Consider the following 19,258-nt stretch of genomic DNA (forward strand, 5'->3'; position numbering starts at 1 on the left):
CTGGTGCTGGTGGCCGGGCTCGGCGCGGCCGGCTGGCTCGCGCTGGGCGGCGACGACGCGGACCCCGGCCCGCAGGAGACGGAGAACTCCGCTCCGGCGACCCCCTGACGGGCGCGCGGCGCGGTGCCCGCGGGGGATGATCCGGCGGCCCGAGGAACGTACGCGCCGACAGCCGTTACGCTGGACCCGTGGCAGTCGTCGATATTTCCGAAGAGCTGAAGTCCCTCTCCTCGACCATGGGGTCGATCGAGGCCGTCCTGGACCTGGATGCGCTGAGGGGGGACATCGCCGTGCTCGAGGAGCAGGCGGCCGCCCCGTCCCTGTGGGACGACCCCGAGGCGGCGCAGAAGATCACCAGCAAGCTGTCCCACCTCCAGGCCGAGGTCCGCAAGGCCGAGGCCCTGCGCTCCCGGATCAGCGACCTCGAGGTCCTCTTCGAGCTCGCCGAGGCCGAGGACGACGCGGACGCGCTCGCCGAGGCCGAGACCGAGCTGGAGGCCGTCCGCAAGGCGCTGGACGAGATGGAGGTCCGTACCCTCCTCTCCGGCGAGTACGACGCGCGCGAGGCGCTGGTCACCATCCGCGCCGAGGCCGGCGGTGTGGACGCGGCGGACTTCGCCGAGCGGCTCCAGCGGATGTACCTGCGCTGGGCCGAGCGGCACAACTACAAGACCGAGGTCTACGAGACGGCGTACGCGGAGGAGGCCGGCATCAAGTCGACCACCTTCGCCGTCGAGGTCCCGTACGCCTACGGCACCCTCTCCGTCGAGCAGGGCACCCACCGCCTGGTGCGCGTGTCGCCGTTCGACAACCAGGGCCGCCGCCAGACCTCCTTCGCGGGCGTCGAGGTGCTGCCCGTGGTCGAGCAGACCGACCACGTCGAGATCGACGAGTCCGACCTCCGCGTCGACGTGTACCGCTCCTCCGGCCCCGGCGGCCAGGGCGTCAACACCACGGACTCCGCGGTCCGGCTGACCCACCTGCCGACCGGCATCGTGGTCTCCTGCCAGAACGAGCGCTCGCAGATCCAGAACAAGGCGTCTGCGATGAACGTCCTCCAGGCCAAGCTGCTGGAGCGGCGCCGCCAGGAGGAGCAGGCCAAGATGAACGCCCTCAAGGGCGACGGCGGCAACTCCTGGGGCAACCAGATGCGCTCCTACGTCCTGCACCCGTACCAGATGGTCAAGGACCTGCGCACGGAGTACGAGATGGGCAACCCGGACGCCGTCTTCAACGGCGAGATCGACGGCTTCATCGAGGCCGGCATCCGCTGGCGCAAGCAGAGCGAGAAGTAGTCGCATCCTGGAATTCCGCGCGCGGGTCGGAGGGCCGACCCGCGCGCTTTCCGTGCCGCATGCGTCACAGTTCACGGTCCTGAATGACCATCAAGTCCCCCTGAATCGGGCCGTATCGTCCCACAACCGCCTTGACGTTCTCCGCAACCCCGGCGAGGGTGCTGGGGCAGCGTGTGTATCTCCGGGGCGGTTGTGAGCGGGGGCGGGCTGCCCGGCCGCCTTGGCAGGCGGGCCGGAGCCCGGAGCGAACCCCGCCGGACGACCACCCGGTCATACCGCTGCTCCAACGACGAGAACGGCTACTGGGGGTAGCAGTACATGACGAAGAAGACGCGCGTACGCGTCGCGCGGATAGCGGCGGGCGCGGTCATCGCCGCGGGTGCCTCGCTGACCGCGGCCGGGGCGGCACAGGCGGTCGGAATCGGCGTCGAGGTCGGGGGCGTGGGGATCGGCGTCCAGACCGCCGGTGACCAGGGCGACGGCGAGGGCGAGGGCGAGCCGTGCAACCCGCTCGACCCGCGCTGCGAGCCGACGACGCCCACCACTCCGACGACGCCCACGACTCCGACGACGCCGACGACGCCCACCACTCCGACGACGCCCACGACTCCGACCACGCCCACCACTCCGACGACTCCGACGACTCCGACCACTCCGTCGGAACCGCCCACGACCCCGACCACCCCGTCGACCAAGCCGACCGACCCGACGGGGCCGTCGACGAAGCCGACCGACCCCTCGAAGCCGACCTCGGACCCGAGCCGGTCCACGGACACCAGTGGCCCCGACGACAGCACCCCGGCGGGCGACTTCGGTGACGACAGCACCGGCACCGGCAACACCGACACCGACTCGGCCGGCAACCAGCCGGTCGAGCAGGGCAAGGGCAAGGACGAGCTGGCCGAGACCGGCGCGGCCGAGACCACGTTCCTGCTGGTCGGCGCCGCGACGATGATCGCCGGCGGCATCGGCTTCCGCATCCTGCCCCGCATGGTGGGCAACCGCACGGCCGCCTGACCCCGGCCGCGCCACGACGCGAAGGGGCCCGGACCGCGACGAGCGGTCCGGGCCCCTGTGCGTACGTACGGGCAGGGCGTTACGCGGTCTGCTGGGCCAGCAGGGCCAGGGCGCCCAGGAGCACCACCAGCAGGGCGGCCAGCATGGCCGGGCTCAGCCCGCCGAAGGGGCCCTGGTCCCGCTCCCGCATCCGCTCACGGCTCGCCCGGCACACGGGGCAGCGGCCCTCGGTGACGGGCGCCGCGCAGTTCGCGCACACCAGTCGGTCGTAGGTCATGCGCTTTCCTCCTCCCGCGCGGCGGAGCCGCACAAGCCATCCCTCCGCACAACGCTCACGGAAACGCAACCGTTCCCCTACCACTGTGCCAGCTCGCGCGCCGATCGGCCCGTCCCGCCCGTCACGGCCCTGCGACAGCCTCCCGCCGCACCGCCGCGAAACCGGGGCGGATTCACCGTAAATCACCCATCCCGGTACGCGTGCCTGCACGGTCGAGCCCGGTTCGCGTATGGTCACGCTCACCTACTCCCGGCCGACCGTGGTGCATCCGTGATCCGATTCGACAACGTCTCCAAGACCTACCCGAAGCAGAGCCGCCCCGCTCTCCGGGATGTGTCGCTCGACATCGAGAAGGGCGAGTTCGTCTTCCTGGTGGGCTCGTCCGGCTCCGGCAAGTCCACCTTCATGCGGCTCATCCTGCGCGAGGAACGCGCCAGCACCGGGGCCGTCCACGTCCTGGGCAAGGACCTCGCGCGCATGTCCAACTGGAAGGTGCCGCACATGCGCCGCCAGCTGGGCACCGTCTTCCAGGACTTCCGCCTGCTGCCCAACAAGACCGTCGCGCAGAACGTGGCGTTCGCCCAGGAAGTGATCGGCAAGCCGCGCGGCGAGATCCGCAAGGCCGTGCCGCAGGTCCTCGACCTCGTCGGACTCGGCGGCAAGGAGGACCGGATGCCCGGCGAGCTGTCCGGTGGTGAGCAGCAGCGCGTGGCGATCGCACGGGCCTTCGTCAACCGCCCCATGCTGCTGATCGCGGACGAGCCCACCGGCAACCTGGACCCGCAGACCTCCGTCGGCATCATGAAGCTGCTGGACCGGATCAACCGGACCGGCACCACCGTGATCATGGCGACCCACGACCAGAACATCGTGGACCAGATGCGCAAGCGCGTCATCGAGTTGGAGAAGGGCCGTCTCGTACGCGACCAGGCGCGCGGCGTCTACGGCTACCAGCACTGAGCACCCAGCACTGAAAGGACGCCATGCGCGCCCAGTTCGTCCTGTCGGAGATCGGCGTCGGCCTCCGTCGCAACCTCACGATGACGTTCGCCGTCGTCGTCTCCGTCGCCCTCTCGCTCGCCCTGTTCGGCGGCGCGCTGCTCATGCGCGAGCAGGTCAGCACGATGAAGGACTACTGGTACGACAAGGTCAACGTCTCCATCTACCTCTGCGGCAAGGGCGACGCGGAGACGGTGGTCCAGTGCGCCAAGGGTGCGGTCACCAAGCAGCAGAAGGACGAGATCGAGGCCGATCTCAAGAAGATGGACGTCGTGGAGAAGGTGATCTACGAGTCCTCCGACGAGGCGTACAAGCACTACCAGGAGGAGTTCGGCGACTCCCCGATGGCCGGCAACATCACGCCGGACCAGATGCCCGAGTCCTTCCGGGTCAAGCTCCACGACCCCACCAAGTACAAGGTCGTCGCCACCGCCTTCGCCGGGCGGGACGGGGTCCAGTCCGTCCAGGACCAGCGCAGCATCCTGGACAACCTCTTCGGACTGATGAACGGCATGAACGTCGCCGCGCTCTTCGTGATGGCGCTGATGCTCGTCATCGCGCTGATGCTGATCGTCAACACCGTGCGCGTCTCCGCGTTCTCCCGGCGCCGGGAGACCGGGATCATGCGGCTCGTCGGCGCCTCCGGCTTCTACATCCAGGCGCCGTTCATCATGGAGGCGGCCTTCGCCGGACTCATCGGCGGCGTGCTGGCCTGCGTGATGCTGCTGGCCGGGCGCTACTTCCTGATCGACGGCGGCCTCGCGCTCAAGGACAAGCTCAACCTGATCGACTTCATCGGCTGGGACGCGGTCCTCACCAAGCTGCCGCTGGTGCTGGCGATCGGCTTGCTGATGCCCGCCGTTGCGGCTCTCTTCGCACTGCGCAAGTACCTGAAGGTGTGATCTGCGCCCCGTGAGGCGCCCGGCCAACGTCCCGTGCGCCCCACGGGCGTTGTCCTAGACTCGGCGCCATGTCGGACCCCGAATCTCGCGTCGGGCCCCGCGGTCTGCGCCGCGGGGCGGCCCTGACGCTGGTCTTCGCCGGCGTCCTCGCCACCGGGGCCGCGACGGGCGCGCTGCCCCGCGGCGACCAGCGGGAGCCCCGGGTGCACACCCGGTCCGTCGCCGCCACCGCCGACCACGACGCGGTCGCCGAGGCCGCCGCCGACGCGGTGGCGGACGGCAAGTCCGGTACGGAGGCGGCCGAGGAGGTCGTCAGCCGCAGCGGCGACCGCTGGGGCGCCGTGTACGACCAGCGCGAGTACCAGGAGTTCGAGCAGGCCCTCGACGGCACCTACACCGGCGTCGGGCTCGCCGCCCGGCGCTCCTCGGACGGCCGGGTCGCCGTCGCCCGCGTCCAGCCCGGCAGCCCGGCCGCCCGCGCGGACATCCGCCCCGGCGACCTGCTGAGCACCGTGGACGGCCGCCGGGTGGACCGGATGCCGGTCTCCGACGTGGTCGCCCTGCTCCGTGGCGACCGGACCGGCGCGAAGGCCGGCAGCACCGTGCGCCTCGGGGTGCGCCGGGGGGAGGCGACCCGGACCGAGACGCTGCGCCGGGCCCGCCTCGCCGTCGAGTCGGTGACCGTGCGGCCGGTCGCGGCGGAGCGCTCGGGCCCGTCCGGCGCGGTGCTGATCGAGGTCGGCTCGTTCACCAAGGGCTCCGGGGCCGCCGTGCGCGAGGCGGTCCGGGAGGCGCCGCCGGGCGCCGGGGTCCTGCTGGACCTGCGCGGCAACCCGGGCGGACTGGTCACCGAGGCGGTCACCGCGGCCTCAGCCTTCCTGGACGGCGGGCTGGTCGCCACGTACGACGTGCACGGCGAGCAGCGGGCCCTGTACGCGCGGTCGGGCGGCGACACCGAGCGGCCCGTGGTGGTCCTGGTGGACGGCGGCACGATGAGCGCGGCCGAGCTGGTGACCGGGGCGCTCCAGGACCGCGGCCGGGCGGTCACGGTCGGTTCGCGGACCTTCGGCAAGGGCTCCGTGCAGATGCCGAGCCGGCTCGCGGGCGGTTTGGTCGCCGAGCTGACCGTGGGCCACTACCGGACACCGGCGGGTCACGGCGTGGACGGCGAGGGCATCACCCCGGACCTCGTGGTGACCTCGCGGGCCCGGGAACGGGCCGAGACGGTATTGGGTGGCCTCGGGGGTGGGTCGTAGTGCGAAAATGGCCGCACTATGGCTAAGGAAAAGGACACCGGGCGCAAGCTCATCGCGCAGAACAAGAAGGCGCGCCACGACTACACCATCCTCGACACCTATGAGTGCGGGCTCGTGCTCATGGGGACCGAGGTCAAGTCGCTGCGCATGGGCCGGGCGTCCCTGGTCGACGGCTTCGTCCAGATCGACGGCGGCGAGGCGTGGCTGCACAACGTGCACGTCCCGGAGTACGTGCAGGGCACCTGGACGAACCACTCCGCCAAGCGCAAGCGCAAGCTGCTGATGCACCGCGCCGAGATCGACAAGCTGGAGTCGAAGTCCCAGGAGACCGGTCACACGATCGTGCCGCTCTCGCTGTACTTCGTGAACGGCAGGGTCAAGGCCGAGATCGCGCTCGCCAAGGGCAAGAAGGAGTACGACAAGCGGCAGACGCTGCGCGAGAAGCAGGACACCAGGGAGACGAACCGCGCGATCGCGGCGGCCCGCCGCCGCCAGCGGAGCGCCTGACCGGGGCGGGCGGCCGGCCCGCCCGGAATACGCTGGCATCGTCGTGCGTTGGTCACGTACGATGGGCACCGCACCCCACGGAGGGTGTGAGCACCACCTTGAAAAATCAACATGGGGATGATCGGTTTCGACAGCGGATGTCGAAGCAGGGGAAGCGAGTCGAGGAAGCGGCAATGATCTCGTAAACCATATGTCGCAACCAATAATCGCCAATTCCAAGCGCGATTCCTCCGCCTTCGCCCTCGCTGCCTAATTAGCAGCTAGCGAAGACTCTGCGGAGTGTCAGTCCGGGGGTGATCCCGACCCGGGTCCTGGCATCATTTAGGGATCTAAACTTTCACGCCCGGTCACGGGGCGTGGAAGGAAATCAAACAGTGACTGGGCCTGTCGGAGGCTTGTCCGTGTGACCTCCGGGGCCGAGAAAAGCGCAGCGGACTGCACTCGGAGAAGCCCTGGTTCCGCACCGTTGGACGCGGGTTCGATTCCCGCCATCTCCACAATTCCCATGTGAACGAGGACCCCGCTGCCACCGGCAGCGGGGTTCTCGTGTTTCCGTGCCCGGACGCGGGCGGGGACGCGGGCCGCCGGAGGGAGCGGGGGGAGCGCGCGCGGGGGCGTGCGCCTACGGTGCGCTCCGAGCGCTCACCCGTACGAGGCAGCGCCCGCAGCACGGTTCGAAAACAGATGTATCTCTCATCATGAACAACGGCTCCCGGCGGGTTCGAAGCCTCCCGGCGTGCGCTACATTCATGGACCGGGTGCACTGTGGTAGGGGGCGCGCGGACTGGTGGGGGCCCGTCCGGCGCACGTACGACCGGTCAGTTGCGCGCACCCGTTCCTGAGTGGGGGAAGTGCGTACAACAGTGGAAACTTGGCGTGAAGGTGCCCGTGCGGGGCACACACACGAGCCGAACGAAGTCACCATCCAGCTGGACGGAATCGGGCGGCAGCTCTCCGAGCTGTTGCCGGAACCAACGGCTCCGGATGCCTCCGACGGCCCCGTCTTCGTGGACGAGAGCGGCCGCCGCGGCAAGACGCTGAGACGTTTCGGCTGGCTCCTGGCCGCGGTCTGCGTCTGCTACGCGGTGACCCTCGTCGTGGCCGTGCTCGGCGGCAACTCCAGCGCCCCGTTCCTCCCGCTCTCCGGGCAGGAGCAGCAGCAGGAGTCGACGACCCCCACCGGTGACGGCGGCGCCCCGACGGCCCCGGACCCCGGACCGGCCGCCGGTGACCCCACGGCCCACGCGCAAGGACAAGAAGGCGCCGACTAGATGACCACCCCTGCCCCCCGGGGCAGGCGCAACACCCACAGGAAGAAGCAGACCCGCCGGCGCAGACTTCCCATGCGCTACATGCTGCCGCTGCTGTTCCTCGTTGCCCTGCTCGCCATGCTGATGCTGCGTGGCTATGTGCACAGCGAAATCCTGGCCGATCACCGCGTCCGCCCGCCGGTCGCGACCGACCGGGTGCCCGAGCAGGTCCTGGAGGGCGGGCCGGTCATCGACGCCCGCAGCACCACCGAGCCCGCGAAGAGCCTGCGCATCCCGGACCACCGGATCGTGCTGACCTTCGACGACGGCCCGGACCCGGTGTGGACGCCCAAGGTGCTGGACGAGCTGAAGAAGTACGACGCGCACGGCGTCTTCTTCGTCACCGGCACCATGGCCTCGCGCTATCCGGGCCTGGTCGAGCGCATGGTCGAGGAGGGGCACGAGGTCGGGCTGCACACCTTCAACCACCCCGACCTGTCGTACCAGTCCACCGGCCGGATCGACTGGGAGCTGTCCCAGAACCAGCTGGTCCTGGCCGGCGCGGCCGGCATCCGCACCTCGCTGTTCCGGCCGCCGTACTCCTCGTTCGCCGACGCCATGGACAACGCGTCCTGGCCGGTCACCCAGTACATAGGCAGCCGCGGCTACCTCACCGTCGTCAACAACACCGACAGCGAGGACTGGAAGCGGCCCGGCGTCGACGCGATCATCGAGCGGGCCACGCCCAAGCACGGCAAGGGCGCCATCATCCTGATGCACGACTCCGGGGGCGACCGGTCGCAGACCGTCACCGCGCTCGGGAAGTTCCTGCCGCAGATGCAGAAGCAGGGCTACGAGTTCGCCAACCTCACCGACGCGCTCGGCGCCCCCAGCGCGCACACCGAGGTCACCGGCTTCGACCTGTGGAAGGGCAAGGCGTTCGTCTACGCCGTCGGTGTCTCCGAGCACCTCACCGACGTGATGGTCGCCGGCCTCGCCGTCATCGGGGTACTCGTCTTCGCCCGCTTCGGGCTGATGCTGGTGCTGTCCTTCGCGCACGCCCGCCGGGTCCGCCGACGCGGCTTCCGCTGGGGCGAGCCCGTCACCCGTACGGTCACCGTCCTGGTGCCCGCGTACAACGAGAAGAAGTGCATCGCGAACACGGTGCGCTCGCTGCTGGCAAGTGACTATCCGGTCGAAGTCATCGTGATCGACGACGGCTCCACGGACAGCACCGCGGACATCGTCCAGCGGATGCGGCTGCCCAACGTCCGGGTCGTGCGCCAGCGCAACGCCGGCAAGCCCGCCGCCCTGAACAACGGCATCGCGCACGCCCGCAACGACATCATCGTGATGATGGACGGCGACACGGTCTTCGAGCCGTCCACCGTCCGCGAGCTGGTCCAGCCCTTCGGCGACCCCCGCGTCGGGGCCGTCGCCGGGAACGCCAAGGTCGGCAACCGCGACTCGCTCATCGGCGCCTGGCAGCACATCGAGTACGTGATGGGCTTCAACCTCGACCGCCGCATGTACGACGTGCTGCGCTGCATGCCCACCATCCCCGGCGCGGTCGGGGCGTTCCGGCGCGAGGCGCTGGAGCGGGTCGGCGGCATCAGCGAGGACACGCTCGCCGAGGACACCGACGTCACCATGGCCCTGCACCGGGACGGCTGGCGCGTCGTCTACGCGGAGAACGCGCGTGCCTGGACCGAGGCGCCGGAGACCGTGCAGCAGCTGTGGTCCCAGCGCTACCGCTGGTCGTACGGCACGATGCAGGCCATCTGGAAGCACCGTCGCGCGGTCGTCGAACGCGGGCCCTCGGGCCGGTTCGGGCGCGTCGGGCTGCCGCTCGTCTCGCTGTTCATGGTCGTCGCCCCGCTGCTCGCCCCGCTCATCGACGTCTTCCTGCTGTACGGGATCGTCTTCGGGCCCACCGAGAAGACCGTCGTCGCCTGGCTCGGCGTCCTCGCGGTCCAGGCCGTGTGCGCCGCGTACGCCTTCCGGCTCGACCGGGAACGCATGACCCATCTGCTCGCGCTGCCGCTCCAGCAGGTCCTGTACCGGCAGCTCATGTACGTCGTCCTGCTCCAGTCCTGGATCACCGCCCTCACCGGCGGCCGGCTCCGCTGGCAGAAACTGCGCCGCACCGGAGTCGTCGTCGAGGCGCCCGGCGCGACGCAGACCCAGCGCGGCCCCGCCCACGACCGGAGGCCCGTCGCATGACACCCGCGGAGCAGTCGTACGGAACACCGCACGCGGACGAGCGGACGATGGCGCTGCGCGTGGTGCGCCCCGCCGCCGCCACCGTGCCCGCCCCCGCCGAACCCGCTCAGGCCCCCGCGCCGGCCGGGTCCGGCCGGGACCGCTACCTCGACCTCCTGCGCGCCGTCGCCCTGGTACGCGTGGTGATCTTCCACCTCTTCGGCTGGGCCTGGCTGACCGTGGTCTTCCCGTCCATGGGCGTCATGTTCGCGCTGGCCGGATCGCTGATGGCCCGCTCGCTGGCCCGGCCCGCGTGGAGCGTCATCCGCTCCCGCGTCCGCAGGCTGCTGCCGCCGATGTGGGCGTTCGCCGCCGTCGTCGTGCCCATGGTCTTCCTGCTCGGCTGGAAACCGGTGCGCGAGGAGGGCGTCTGGTGGTTCCTCAAGCTGGGCTGCTACCTCCTCCCGGTCGGCACCCCGCCCTTCCCCTGGGAGAACGGCTCCGAGGGCGGCTGGCTGGAGACCTCCTGGGCCGAGCAGGCCATAGGGCCGCTCTGGTACATCCGGGCCTACCTGTGGTTCGTCCTGGCCTCCCCGCTGCTGCTGAAGGCGTTCCGGAAGCTGCCGTGGGTGACCCTGCTCGCCCCGCTCGGCCTCACCGCCGTCATCGGCACCGGGCTGGTCACCGTGCCCGGCGCGGCCGGTGAGGGCCTGGTCGACTTCGCGGTGTTCGGGTCCTGCTGGATTCTCGGCTTCGCCCACCACGACGGGCTGCTGCGGACCGTACCGCGCTACCTCGCGGTCTCCCTGGCCGCGATGCTCATGGCCTTCGCCCTGTGGTGGGGCGCGCACCACCTCACCGAGGAGGGCTGGAACCTCGACGAGATCCCGCTCGCCCAGGCCACCTGGTCGCTCGGCTTCTGCATGATCCTGCTCCAGTACGCGCCCTCCTGGCGGACGCTGCCGCCCCGGCTCGCCGGCTGGGACACCCTCGTCACCCTCGCCAACAACCGGGCGGTGACGATCTACCTCTGGCACAACATGCTGCTCATGGCCACCTTCCCCCTCATCGACCTGCTCTGGGACGTGCCCTGGGTCGGCGACCACCTCGGCACCTACATCGAGCGGGCCGACAACGCCCTGGCGCTGATCGTCGTCTGGCCGCTGATCGGTCTCGCGATCCTCGCCGTCGGCTGGGTGGAGGACCTGGCCGCCGGGCGGCGCCCGAGGCTCTGGCCCAACGGCACCGCCCGCGCCCGCTCCTGACCGCCCCGCTCACCGGGCCGCCCCCGGCCCGGTGAGCGCGAGGTTGCTTCGAGGTCACCTTGAGCGGCACGGCACCGAAACGTGCGCTGCTTAGGTTCGGGCCAACACCCCCGAATCTCCCTGGAGGCGCGCCATGGCAGGCCGTTGGATCGAGCACTGGGCACCGGAGGACGAGACCTTCTGGCGCGAGACCGGGGAGCGCACCGCCCGCCGCAACCTCTGGTTCTCCGTGCTCTCGGAGCACATCGGCTTCTCCGTGTGGACCCTGTGGTCGGTGATGGTGCTGTTCATGGGGCCCGAGTACGGGATCGACCCGGCCGGGAAGTTCTTCCTCATCTCCACCGCGACCCTCGTCGGCGCCCTCGTCCGGGTGCCGTACACCTTCGCCGTGGCCCGGTTCGGTGGCCGGAACTGGACGGTGTTCAGCGCGCTCACCCTGCTGGTGCCGACGATCGCCGCCCTCGTCGTGATGGAGCCCGGCACCTCGTACGGCACCTTCCTCGCCGTCTCCGCGCTGACCGGCGTCGGCGGCGGGAACTTCGCCTCCTCGATGACGAACATCAACGCCTTCTTCCCGCTCCGCCTCAAGGGCTGGGCGCTCGGCCTCAACGCGGGCGGCGGCAACGTGGGCGTCCCCGTCGTGCAGCTGGCCGGACTCCTGGTCATCGGGACGGCCGGTGCCTCGCACCCCCGGATCGTGCTCGCCGCGTATGTCCCGCTCATCCTGCTGGCCGCCGTGTGCGCCGCGCGCTACATGGACAACCTGGCTCCCGTACGCAACGACACCGGCGCCGCCAAGGAGGCCGCGCGCGACCCGCACACCTGGATCATGGCCGTCCTCTACACCGGTACCTTCGGCTCGTTCATCGGCTACAGCTTCGCCTTCGGGCTCGTCCTCCAGACCCAGTTCGGCCGCACCCCGCTCCAGGCCGCCTCGCTCACCTTCATCGGCCCGCTGCTCGGCTCCCTGATCCGGCCCGTCGGCGGCCGGCTGGCCGACCGGTTCGGCGGCGCCCGCATCACCCTGGCCACCTTCGGCGCCATGGCCGCCGCGACCGGAGTCGTCGTGTACGCCTCCCGGATCGCCTCGCTCCCCGTCTTCCTGATCGGCTTCACCGCCCTGTTCGCCCTCTCCGGGCTCGGCAACGGCTCGACGTACAAGATGATCCCGGGCATCTTCCAGGCGCGGGCCCTCGCCGACGGGCTGCGCGGCGAGGAGGCCGCGGCCCGGGCACGCCGGCTGTCCGGCGCGGCCATGGGGCTGATCGGCGCGATCGGGGCGCTCGGCGGACTCGGCGTCAACCTGGCGTTCCGGCAGTCCTTCGCAACCTCGGGCACGGGCACGGCCGCCTTCTGGTCCTTCCTCGGCTTCTACGCCGTGTGCTCCGCCCTCACCTGGGCGGTATACCTTCGTCGTGCCGCGCCCGTCCCGGCGAAGCCGCAGCTCGGCTACGCCGAGGTGTGAGCGCGCACGCGCCGCCCCGCGACGTAACGAGCGGGAAATACGGCTGAACCGGGCCTGTCACGTGGCGTTGGCAGGCTCGGTTCTCCGCATCAACGGGACCAGCGGGACGAGAGCCGGGTAGACCACATGCACGACGACGCACAGCACGAGCCCCTCGCGGGCTTCACGGTCGGTGTCACCGCCGCACGCCGGGCGGAGGAGCTGGGCACACTGCTGCGGCGCCGGGGCGCCACCGTGGTGCACGCCCCCGCGCTGCGGATCGTGCCCCTCGCCGACGACGGCGAACTGCTCGCCGCCACCGAGCGCCTGATCGCCGAGACCCCCGACGTGGTCGTCGCCACCACCGCGATCGGCTTCCGGGGCTGGATCGAGGCGGCCGACGGCTGGGGCATCGGCGACCGGCTCCTGACCACCCTGCGCGCGGCCGAACTCCTCGCGCGCGGGCCCAAGGTGAAGGGCGCCGTCCGCGCCGCCGGGCTCACCGAGGCGTGGTCCCCGGCCTCCGAGTCCATGGCCGAGGTCCAGGAACGGCTCCTGGCCCAGGGCGTACGCGGCCGGCGCGTCGCGCTCCAGCTGCACGGCGAGCCCCTGCCCGGCTTCGTCGAGTCGCTGACCGAGGCCGGCGCCGACGTCATCGGCGTGCCCGTGTACCGCTGGATGCCGCCGGAGGACCTCGCCCCCCTGGACCGGCTCCTCGACCTGACCGCCGCCCGCGCCCTGGACGCGCTCACCTTCACCAGCGCCCCCGCGGCGGTCTCGCTGCTCGGCCGCGCCCGGGAGCGCGGGATGCTCGAAGAGGTCGTCGCGGCGCTGCGCGGCGACGTCGTGCCCGCCTGCGTCGGACCGGTCACCGCCGTGCCGCTGCGGGCCCGGGGCATCGACACCGTGCAGCCGGAGCGCTTCCGGCTGGGCCCGCTCGTCCAGCTCATCTGCCGCGAACTGCCCGCCCGCGCCCGGACGCTGTCCGTGTCCGGCCACCGCGTCGAGATCCGGGGCCACGCCGTCCTGGTCGACGACGAACTGCGCGCGGTCCCGCCCGCCGGGATGGCCCTGCTGCACGCGCTGGCCCGGCGGCCCGGCTGGGTGGTCTCCCGCGCCGACCTGCTGCGCGCCCTGCCCGGCAGCGGCACGGACGAGCACGCGGTCGAGACGGCCATGGCCCGCCTCCGCACCGCGCTCGGGGCGCCCCGGCTCATCCAGACCGTCGTCAAGCGCGGCTACCGGCTGGCCCTCGACCCCGAACCGGAGCCCGGGACCACCGGCGGCACCGCCTCCTGACCGGCCGGACGCGCGCCGCCGGTCTCCGTACACCGGCGCGCACCGGCGTACGGGACGCCCAGCAGGAGCGCGAGCGCGGCGGTGCACAGGACCGCGCGCACCGTGTTCCACACGTTCCAGGCGTCCTCGAACCGGTCCCGTACCGCCGCCGGGTCGGCCAGGTGCGCCGGGTCACCGGCGTCGGCGAGCGCGGTGTTCAGGGGCACGTTGACCCCCGAGGTGAGCAGGAACGCGGCGGCGTACACCACCAGCGCGGCCACGAGCAGAGCGCGCGCGCCCGGCGAGCGGCGGTGCTGCCAGAGGGCGACGGCGGTCAGGACCAGGGCGCCGAAGAACCCGGCGAAGAAGACCGGGTTCTCGATGACGTCGTTGATGTTCCGCATCACCTCGATGAACGTCCGGTCGTCGCTGCGCCCGAGCGCCGGCATCACCGCGCAGGAGAACACGAAGAAGGTGCCGGCCATCAGGCCCGTGGTGACGGCGGCGGCGCCGAGGACGATGCGGTGGGAGACGGGAGTCGGCCGGTCGGCCCGGTAGGTGGTCATGGCTCCAGTGAACCGGCGCGGCCGGCGCCGCTCCATCGTCCGGACGCGCGTCCGCCTACGCGAGCGTCCAGCGGCTAGCCACGGGGGGCGGTGCGTGTGTGGCGGTGGCCCGCGCGGGGCCACAGCGCGGACGGGGGCAGCACCTCGGTCAGGGCGTACCCGGCCTTCTCGGCGACCCGGCAGGAGGCGGCGTTGTCCTCCCGGTGCAGCAGCTCCAGGCGGACGAGGCCGGTCCCGGCGAAGGTCCCGAACGCCCAGCCGGTCAGCACCTCCAGGGCGCGCGGTGCGATGCCCCGGCCTCGCGCGGCCGCCACGGTCCAGTAGCCCACCTCGCCCACCGGCGCGCCGGGCTCCGGGAAGAAGAGGGCCACGTTGCCGACGGGGGCGTCCCCGAGCGTCCGGTCCAGTACCGCGAAGCTGTGCCGCAGCCCGGCCGCCCGGCCCTCCTCCTGGGCCCGCAGCCAGATTCCGGCCGCCTCCTCGTCCGCCACCGGCGCGCGCGAACCGGCCTGGACGGCGGGGTCGCGGTAGGCGTCGAGCAGGGCGTCCGCATCCGCCGGCTCCCAGGGGCGCAGCACCAGGGAACCGGCCGGCGGAGGAACGTCGCACGCATGGGCGTTCATCCGCTCATCGTACGAAGGGGCCGGGTCCGGAGCCGGTCCGCGCGCCGCCGTCACGCAATCGATACCGCCGCACGCGCCGAAGCGGGCGGGGGGCAGGTGCGCCCCGGTCCCCCGTCGCATAGGGTTGACGGCTGCCCAGTGCACGTCAGAAGGGGGCCTCGGTGGCCGCGCAGGATGCCGCTGTCGATTCGTTGCGGGACCGGGAAATCGGTGTCGAGCAGGAACATCTCGACCGGGTGTACGACCGTCTCGAGGAGAAGATCCACGAGGCGGAATTCCTCATGGAGGACGCCGCGAAACGCGGCCAGGTCGGAACGCCGGGGGCGCTCGCCGAGCGCGACGCCCAGGTCTTCCGCGCCGGTATCCACCTCAACCGGCTGAACAGCGAGTTCGAGGACTTCCTCTTCGGGAGAATCGACCTGCTGCTCGGCAAGGACGGCGAACGCGGCCCGGACGGGGCCTACACCTCCGTCGAGCCCGCCGACGACGCCGTGCGCGAGGACGGCGGCGCCGACATCGCCGAGACGCTGCACATCGGCCGCATCGGAGTCCTCGACGCCGACTACGCCCCGCTCGTCATCGACTGGCGGGCCCCGGCCGCCGCCCCGTTCTACCGCTCGACGCCCAAGGAGCCGGGCCGGGTGGTCCGCCGCCGCGTCATCCGCTCCAAGGGCCGCCGGGTCCTCGGCGTCGAGGACGACCTGATGCGCCCCGAGCTGACCTCGTACCTGGACGGCGAGAAGCTGCCGGTCGTCGGCGACGGCGCCCTGATGGCCGCGCTCGGACAGGCCCGCAGCCACACCATGCGCGACATCGTCTCCTCCATCCAGGCCGAGCAGGACCTGGTCATCCGGGCACCCGCCGCCTCCGTCACCGAGGTCTCCGGCGGCCCCGGCACCGGCAAGACCGCGGTCGCCCTGCACCGGGCCGCGTACCTCCTCTACCAGGACCGGAGGCGCTACGCGGGCGGCATCCTCGTCGTCTCGCCGACGCCGCTGCTCGTGGCGTACACCGAGGGCGTGCTGCCCTCGCTCGGCGAGGAGGGCCAGGTCGCCATCCGCGCGGTCGGCTCGCTCTCCGACGACGCGGCGGGCCCCGAGGGCGCCACCGTGTACGACGAACCCGCCGTCGCCCGGATCAAGGGCTCCTCGCGGATGCTCCCGGTCCTCCGCAAGGCGGCCCGGGGCGCCCTGGAGCAGCCCGCGCCGGCCGCGTCCGCCGGGGGACAGCTGGAGTTCGGCGAGGCCGCGCAGGCCCCGCGCCCGGCCGGTACGCCCACCCGGCTGCGGGTGGTGGCCTTCGGCGGCCGGATCGAGCTCCAGGAGGAGGAGCTGCGGCGCATCCGCAACAACGTCCTCAGCGGCACCGCCCCGGTCAACCTGCTGCGCCCGCGCGCCCGCAGGCTGCTGCTGGACGCGCTGTGGAACCGCTCGTCGGGCCGGGGCCGCTACACCGATCCGGAGCTGGTGGCGGAGCTGCGCTCGTCGTTCGACGAGGACGTCTCCACGGAGACCCCGTTCATCGAGTTCCTGGACGCCTGGTGGCCCGAGCTGACCCCGCGCGGGGTGCTCGCCGCGATGGCCGACGAGAAGCGGCTGGCCCGGTGGGCGCGGCGCACGCTGAACCAGGGCGAGGTGCGCCGGCTGGCGCGCTCCCTCAAGCGGCTCGACGAGGCCGGCCGGGGACCGCTGTCCGTGCACGACGTGGCACTCCTCGACGAGCTGCACACGCTGCTGGGCACCCCGAGCCGCCCCAAGCGCAAGCGCGAGGTGGACCCGCTGGACCAGCTCACCGGGCTGGAGGAGCTGATGCCCCGGCGCGAGGAGACCCAGTGGGAGCGGGCCGAGCGGCTGGCCGCCGAGCGCACCGAGTACGCCCACGTCATCGTGGACGAGGCGCAGGACCTCACGCCCATGCAGTGGCGGATGGTCGGCCGCCGCGGTCGGCACGCCACCTGGACGGTCGTCGGCGACCCGGCGCAGTCCTCCTGGTCCGACCCGGACGAGGCGGCGGCCGCCCGGGACGAGGCGCTGGGCAGCCGCCCGCGCCGTACCTTCACGCTGACCGTCAACTACCGCAACCCGGCCGAGATCGCGGAGCTGGCCGCGAAGGTGCTGGCGCTGGCGATGCCCGGCATGGAGGCTCCGGCGGCGGTCCGCTCGACGGGCCTGGTCCCGCGCTTCGAGACCGTCCGGGACGGCGACCTGGGCGCGGCGGTGCGCGAGGAGGCGCGGCGGCTGCTCGGCGAGGTGGACGGCACCGTCGGCGTGGTCGTGGCGATGAACCGGCGCGCCCAGGCCCGGGAGTGGCTGGCGGAGCTGGGCGAGCGGGTGGTGGCGCTGGGCAGCCTGGAGGCGAAGGGGCTGGAGTACGACGCGACGGTGGTGGTCTCGCCGGCCGAGATCGCGGACGAGTCGCCGGCCGGGCTGCGGGTGCTGTACGTGGCGCTGACCCGGGCGACGCAGCAGCTCACGGTGGTCTCGCAGGAGCGGGACCTGCCGGACGCGGACGGGGTGCCGGACCTGCTCAGGGACTGAGGCGCGGGGCTCGGGCGGAGAGGCCGCGGAGCCGGTCCGCGTTCCGGGCGCCGCTTTTCCGGGTGGTTTGTTAGCCTGGATATCGGCACCGGCCCGATCCAAGCCCCCGGGCCCAACCTTAGTCGCTTCGAGCGACCACTTGCCGCGAGGCGAGCATGGCGGGTCGGTGTCGTCAACTGAAGCAGAGGCCCGCGTCACCTTCCGGTGGCGCGGGCCTCTGGCCGTTCCGGGGGTTCCGCACCCGGGCCCCTCTCTCGTATGGTGGAAAAAACTTTCCGCGCTGCGACAGTCATTAACGAATACTCGTCGGTAGGTGCGAATATCGGAAGGCGTGTCCGATCCGAGAGGTGACGGGCCGCATAGCAATGAAGCTAAGGAAAGCGAAGGACTCGGCCATGGCAACGGCGCCCAGCGTCTCGTACTCGATGACGGTCAGGCTGGAGGTGCCCGCGAGCGGCACAGCGGTCTCCCAGCTCACCACGGCCGTGGAGTCCTCCGGCGGTTCGGTCACCGGCCTCGACGTGACCGCCTCCGGCCACGAGAAGCTGCGGATCGACGTCACGATCGCCGCCTCCTCCACCGCCCACGCCGACGAGATCGTCAAGGGGCTGCGCTCCATCGAGGGCGTCGTGCTCGGCAAGGTCTCCGACCGTACGTTCCTGATGCACCTCGGCGGCAAGATCGAGATGGCGTCCAAGCACCCCATCCGCAACCGCGACGACCTCTCGATGATCTACACGCCCGGGGTGGCCCGCGTGTGCATGGCGATCGCCGAGAACCCCGAGGACGCCCGCCGCCTGACCATCAAGCGCAACTCCGTCGCAGTCGTGACGGACGGCTCCGCGGTGCTGGGCCTCGGCAACATCGGCCCGAAGGCCGCGCTGCCGGTCATGGAGGGCAAGGCGGCCCTCTTCAAGCGCTTCGCCGGCATTGACGCCTGGCCGATCTGCCTGGACACCCAGGACACCGACGCCATCGTGGAGATCGTCAAGGCCATCGCGCCCGGCTTCGCGGGGATCAACCTGGAGGACATCTCCGCGCCGCGCTGCTTCGAGATCGAGGCCCGGCTGCGCGAGGCCCTGGACATCCCCGTCTTCCACGACGACCAGCACGGCACGGCCATCGTCGTGCTGGCCTCGCTGACCAACGCGCTGCGCGTGGTGGGCAAGTCGATCGGGGACGTACGGGTCGTCATGTCCGGGGCCGGCGCCGCCGGTACGGCCATCCTGAAGCTCCTCATCGCCGCCGGCGTCAAGCACGCCGTGGTCGCCGACATCCACGGCGTCGTGCACTCCGGCCGCGAGGACCTGCGCTCGGCCGACCCGGACTCGCCGCTGTGCTGGATCGCCGAAAACACCAACCCGGAGAACGTCACCGGCACCCTCAAGCAGGCCGTGGTGGGCGCCGACGTCTTCATCGGCGTCTCCGCTCCCAACGTCCTGGACGGGGACGACGTGGCGGCCATGGCGGAAGGCGCGATCGTGTTCGCGCTCGCGAATCCGGACCCCGAGGTGGACCCGGCCATCGCCCGCCGCACCGCCGCGGTCGTCGCCACCGGCCGCTCGGACTTCCCGAACCAGATCAACAACGTGCTGGTCTTCCCCGGCGTCTTCCGCGGCCTGCTCGACGCCCAGTCCCGGACCGTCAACACGGAGATGATGCTCGCCGCCGCCCGGGCCCTGGCCGATGTGGTCGCCGCGGACGAGCTGAACGCGAACTACATCATTCCGTCGGTCTTCAACGACAAGGTCGCCGGTGCGGTAGCGGGAGCCGTCCGGGACGCCGCGCGGGCCGCGGGGGCGGCTGTGACGGCGCCCACGTCCGTCTGACCTACGGCGCG

At 71.8% G+C, this 19,258-nt stretch carries 16 protein-coding genes and 1 other RNA gene; 14 read left to right on the forward strand and 3 right to left on the reverse strand.

Annotated elements, in window-relative coordinates; genetic code table 11:
* Positions 1–188: 188 nt before the first annotated feature.
* Together prfB and MHW47_RS11255 are read left to right on the forward strand one after the other, a co-directional pair.
* Entirely contained in the window at positions 189–1,295 is a 1,107-nt protein-coding gene (prfB, locus tag MHW47_RS11250; protein ID WP_239222548.1) for a peptide chain release factor 2, read from the forward strand.
* A gap of 318 nt (positions 1,296–1,613) precedes the next feature.
* On the forward strand, positions 1,614–2,312 hold the full coding sequence (locus MHW47_RS11255; protein WP_239222550.1) for an LPXTG cell wall anchor domain-containing protein: 699 nt from the start codon (positions 1,614–1,616) through the stop codon (positions 2,310–2,312).
* Between the two features lie 79 nt (positions 2,313–2,391).
* Here the strand turns inward: MHW47_RS11255 and MHW47_RS11260 are convergent, their stop codons facing one another.
* Complete coding sequence (locus MHW47_RS11260; RefSeq protein WP_239222551.1) at positions 2,392–2,589, reverse strand: hypothetical protein; 198 nt, start codon at positions 2,587–2,589, stop codon at positions 2,392–2,394.
* A gap of 270 nt (positions 2,590–2,859) precedes the next feature.
* Here MHW47_RS11260 and ftsE point away from each other — a divergent pair, with 270 nt between their 5' ends.
* The 10 genes from ftsE to MHW47_RS11310 all read left to right on the forward strand — a co-directional run bounded on the left by ftsE (position 2,860) and on the right by MHW47_RS11310 (position 13,713).
* Entirely contained in the window at positions 2,860–3,549 is a 690-nt protein-coding gene (gene ftsE / locus MHW47_RS11265; RefSeq protein WP_026242629.1) for a cell division ATP-binding protein FtsE, read from the forward strand.
* Positions 3,550–3,572: 23 nt separating this feature from the next.
* Positions 3,573–4,490 (forward strand): permease-like cell division protein FtsX, encoded by a 918-nt coding sequence (ftsX, locus tag MHW47_RS11270; RefSeq protein WP_239222553.1) that lies wholly within the window; start codon positions 3,573–3,575, stop codon positions 4,488–4,490.
* Between the two features lie 68 nt (positions 4,491–4,558).
* Positions 4,559–5,746 carry a S41 family peptidase gene (locus MHW47_RS11275; RefSeq protein ID WP_239222554.1) on the forward strand — a complete coding sequence of 396 codons (1,188 nt, stop codon included), beginning with the start codon at positions 4,559–4,561 and terminating at the stop codon, positions 5,744–5,746.
* Positions 5,747–5,764: 18 nt separating this feature from the next.
* Positions 5,765–6,253, forward strand: coding sequence for an SsrA-binding protein SmpB (smpB, locus tag MHW47_RS11280; protein ID WP_111330986.1), 489 nt, complete (start codon positions 5,765–5,767; stop codon positions 6,251–6,253).
* Between the two features lie 113 nt (positions 6,254–6,366).
* Positions 6,367–6,753, forward strand: a transfer-messenger RNA (tmRNA) gene (gene ssrA / locus MHW47_RS11285).
* A gap of 462 nt (positions 6,754–7,215) precedes the next feature.
* The gene (locus tag MHW47_RS35920; RefSeq protein ID WP_239222556.1) at positions 7,216–7,524 is read left to right on the forward strand and encodes a DUF2975 domain-containing protein; all 309 of its coding nucleotides are present in this window, start codon (positions 7,216–7,218) and stop codon (positions 7,522–7,524) included.
* Positions 7,525–9,726 (forward strand): glycosyltransferase, encoded by a 2,202-nt coding sequence (locus tag MHW47_RS11295; protein ID WP_239222558.1) that lies wholly within the window; start codon positions 7,525–7,527, stop codon positions 9,724–9,726.
* Between the two features lie 47 nt (positions 9,727–9,773).
* Positions 9,774–10,970: an acyltransferase gene (locus tag MHW47_RS11300; protein ID WP_239222579.1), complete on the forward strand. Its 1,197-nt coding sequence runs from the start codon at positions 9,774–9,776 to the stop codon at positions 10,968–10,970.
* 133 nt (positions 10,971–11,103) lie between these two features.
* Positions 11,104–12,435, forward strand: coding sequence for a NarK/NasA family nitrate transporter (locus MHW47_RS11305; protein WP_239222560.1), 1,332 nt, complete (start codon positions 11,104–11,106; stop codon positions 12,433–12,435).
* Positions 12,436–12,561: 126 nt separating this feature from the next.
* The gene (locus MHW47_RS11310; protein ID WP_239222562.1) at positions 12,562–13,713 is read left to right on the forward strand and encodes a uroporphyrinogen-III synthase; all 1,152 of its coding nucleotides are present in this window, start codon (positions 12,562–12,564) and stop codon (positions 13,711–13,713) included.
* Here the strand turns inward: MHW47_RS11310 and MHW47_RS11315 are convergent.
* Together MHW47_RS11315 and MHW47_RS11320 are read right to left on the reverse strand one after the other, a co-directional pair.
* The gene (locus MHW47_RS11315) at positions 13,653–14,258 is read right to left on the reverse strand and encodes a DUF1772 domain-containing protein (RefSeq protein WP_239222564.1); all 606 of its coding nucleotides are present in this window, start codon (positions 14,256–14,258) and stop codon (positions 13,653–13,655) included. The genes MHW47_RS11310 and MHW47_RS11315 overlap by 61 nt on opposite strands.
* Positions 14,259–14,332: 74 nt before the next feature.
* A complete protein-coding gene (locus MHW47_RS11320) occupies positions 14,333–14,881 on the reverse strand; it encodes a GNAT family N-acetyltransferase (protein ID WP_239222566.1) in 549 nt (182 codons plus the stop codon).
* Between the two features lie 161 nt (positions 14,882–15,042).
* On the opposite strand from MHW47_RS11320, the gene MHW47_RS11325 reads away from it, so the two are divergent.
* Together MHW47_RS11325 and MHW47_RS11330 are read left to right on the forward strand one after the other, a co-directional pair.
* Positions 15,043–17,418, forward strand: a complete 2,376-nt coding sequence (locus MHW47_RS11325; protein WP_239222568.1) for a UvrD-helicase domain-containing protein — start codon at positions 15,043–15,045, stop codon at positions 17,416–17,418.
* Positions 17,419–17,813: 395 nt separating this feature from the next.
* A complete protein-coding gene (locus tag MHW47_RS11330) occupies positions 17,814–19,247 on the forward strand; it encodes an NAD-dependent malic enzyme (protein WP_239222570.1) in 1,434 nt (477 codons plus the stop codon).
* Positions 19,248–19,258 lie beyond the last annotated feature (11 nt).

Origin of the sequence: Streptomyces sp. OfavH-34-F (genome assembly GCF_022347745.1) — a bacterium.
Classification (GTDB): Bacteria; Actinomycetota; Actinomycetes; order Streptomycetales; family Streptomycetaceae; genus Streptomyces.